Consider the following 1815-nt stretch of genomic DNA (forward strand, 5'->3'; position numbering starts at 1 on the left):
AAAGAACCTTTTAAATGCAGCTCCTGTTTTTAATAATAAAATAGATGCTTTAACAAGCAAATGTATTGTTCAACTTTAAAATTCTACGACTATGATAGACTCTATCAGCTATCGCAGGCTTAGTCTCGAAGAAAAACAAAACTTTGTAGACGAGGCGCTCCCAATTCTACAGACAAGACTAGGTGAAAACCCCACCTTCAAAAGTCACATCGACACTGTAGAGACCAGCTACAACTTGCTAAAAGCTTCGGCACAGACTATCAGCCACCCAGAGCTAACGGCACTAATTAACGAGGGCAATGCGATACGCGAAGGAGGTCTTAGATCGTTAAAGGGTTCGGCCAACCATAGCATTAACCGTCCCGATCCAGTATGGATAAAGTCAGGGCAGCAGGTTTTAAACCTTTACCGCGAATTTGGCGAGAATATGGCCGACCTGCCCATCGCCAAGCAAACTGCAGCGGTCGAAAACTTCCTTGGTGCAATAGATCGCAGCCCCGAGCTAAAGCAGGATATTACCACCATACAGGGCGATATTTGGCTTCAGGATATTAGAGATGGGCAGCAGAAGGTGAAAGCAGGAATTGCCACGCGCGATGCCAGCAAAAAGAATGACGACAATACCCCTACGGATGTTGCCAAGGAGCTAGGTGTTAATCTTGATAAGCTATTCCGTTATATCAACATGAAAATAGAATTTGAGCCTACACCAGAGCTTAAGGCGCTATCGGTTGAGCTTAACAAGGTTATTGTTCGCTATCGTAGGAACATTAGCCTGCGTGCTACCCTCCGCGATAACGCTAAGAAGGATGATACAGAGAAAGAATAAAATTTACAGCAGCGACTGCTGGAAATACCTCAAATCTGTTTGTACTCATAATTATTTTAGGGGCCGAAAGGCCCCTTTTTTTATATTGGTAAAGGTTTCGCTTAGATAGTAACTTCCTGAAATAACTTCCGTTTACCTCCGTCTAACTTCTGATTAAACACAGAGACTCAGAGACACGGAGGGCACAGAGATTTAGAAGCGGGAGATGAGATTTGTGATTTGAGAGGTGAGATGTGGGATATGAGATGTGAGATTTGTGATGTGAGAGGTGGGATATGAGATCGCGATTCTTTTGCTTGGCTCATTTAGTGGAACTTCGGTCTAAATTTGGCTCCAGTTTCCATCCCCCTACCCCCTTATCTAAGGGGGACTAGTAATTGGTTAAGTTTTCGCGTACTAAGTAACTTCCTGAAATAACTTCCGTTTACCTCCGTTTAACTTCTGATTAAACACAGAGACTCAGAGACACGGAGGGCACAGAGATTTAGAAGCGGGATGTGAGATATGGGATTTGAGAGGTGAGATGTGGGATATGAGATGTGAGATGTGAGAGCCGGAAATGCAGAAGACTTTGAGATTTTTTTGCTCTTTTTTGACTTCGCTTACTTCCCGACCTTCTTGTAACTTCAGCATTACTTCCGTTTAACTTCCTGAAATAACTTCCGTCTATTTCCGTCTAACTTCTGATAAATACCTCCGTTTAGCTTCTGACAAATAGTTTTCACTTATTCAGCAACTTCCTAAAATGCTTCGCTATATCTTCCTACTGGCATATAGCTGCTGGCTAAAAAAAAGGCTGCCCCTCAATTCGCATTACTTCGAATTTTCGGGGCAGCTCCTAATTCTTATTTACTATTTCTTCTTTCCGTAAGCTTCCAAGCCTTTTTTCAGGAACTCTACGAAGTTGTCTGGATTCAGGTCGTAGGCTTTGGGCGTTACCAGCACCTTTTCGGTGGCGTCCATCAGCACGTAGTAGGGCTGGGCGT

General features: G+C 43.5%; 1 protein-coding gene. It reads left to right on the forward strand.

Going from position 1 to position 1815, the window contains the following annotated elements:
* The first annotated feature begins 91 nt into the window (after positions 1–91).
* Positions 92–829, forward strand: a complete 738-nt coding sequence (locus L990_RS16465; protein ID WP_047451711.1) for a DUF6261 family protein — start codon at positions 92–94, stop codon at positions 827–829.
* Positions 830–1815: the final 986 nt, after the last annotated feature.

Origin of the sequence: Alistipes sp. ZOR0009 (assembly GCF_000798815.1) — a bacterium.
In the GTDB taxonomy this organism is placed as follows: Bacteria; Bacteroidota; Bacteroidia; order Bacteroidales; family ZOR0009; genus Acetobacteroides.